Annotated in this window: 1 protein-coding gene; it reads right to left on the bottom strand. The window is 48.5% G+C overall.

The genetic code is table 11. From position 1 onward, the window contains the following. Positions 1-78 precede the first annotated feature (78 nt). Positions 79-1169, bottom strand: a 1091-nt coding sequence (locus BUC32_RS20105; RefSeq protein ID WP_220387652.1) for a hypothetical protein, incomplete at its 5' end; no start/stop codon positions are given.

Here is a 1169-nt window from a genome sequence, read left to right as displayed (position 1 = left end):
TGAGACAATCTCTTCCGGCTTCAGTCGCTTGTTTGCCATTCTTAGTCCTCCGTTTCCTAACCTTAACGGTGGACCCATTCAGATGGGGAGGCTCATAGATGCCTGCACGCTTCTATTCCAGCGAATATCCATTTTCTCTTTACCGCTAAGCCGGCCATCGGCAGTCATTTGCAATGTGAAGCCTGTAGGAACACGCCACAATCCATATCGTTCGGTGCCCCCGACCGCAATTCGGACATCTAGTGGAAACGAGATGGTTTCGCTAAGTATTGAAGCAGATCCAGAAAAGTTGGTCTCTTTCTTGGAGCGCAGCCAGAACTTTGCTGTGAAGCCTGAAGCATTTACGCCGTCTAGTCCAAATCCCATAGCATAGGAAACCGTTTGAGATGAATTCGCATCATTGACGCATCTTACGGTTCCATTCCATTTTTTTGGTAACTGCCCCACAAGCTTGCTTCGATGAACCCTACCTTTTTCTAAAGCATTGACCGCAGCAATTTCATTGGCCGCGATTTCAGAAGATAAGGTCGCCAATTTGGCTTGAAGGGCTTTCAGTTCCTCCGCCTGCTTGATCTGACGTAGGACTTGTTGTCTTCGAATTGCAAACCCTGTCTCAAGCTCGGAAATCTGTGCCGTTTGCTCGGCAATCAGCTTGCCGCGCTTTTCTGAATGCTCAGCAATGACTTCAAGCAACTCAGCAGCATTCTTAGCCCCTTCCATCGAAACCTGCTCTTCGCCAGCAGTGCGCAACTTGGCAAGTGTTTCATCTATTTCAGCTTGTGCCTGTGAGACCAAATCGGTTTCCGCTTCGGCTTTAACAAGGGCCAGTTTCTCTTCAGCTTCTGGCGATCCGGCTACTAACGTCGGGGCCGGAAAGTGAGATTTGGGCATTCCAAATCGTTTAATGTCATTAGATATCTTAATGTTCACCCGCCAAGTGTCATCATTGCGAACAGAGTCGATGACACCTGAAATTCGAAGCATGCCCGATTTCTCTAAGGTGGGAACCACAATGATAAATGGAACAGCATTCCTTACAGAAGAGTACAAATTCTCACGCGTCACTGCGCTGGCGCTAAAGCTACGCGCTTTTAACCTGATGCATACCCGGCCTCGCAAAAGTAGTTCCAGCATTCTTGCGGTGTGAACATGTCGCAGACTTCGGCCAA

It is taken from the genome of Shimia gijangensis (genome assembly GCF_900142085.1).
GTDB lineage: Bacteria > Pseudomonadota > Alphaproteobacteria > Rhodobacterales > Rhodobacteraceae > Shimia > Shimia gijangensis.
Note: the sequence above shows the minus strand (reverse complement) of the source record. Positions and strands in the feature narration are given on the sequence as shown.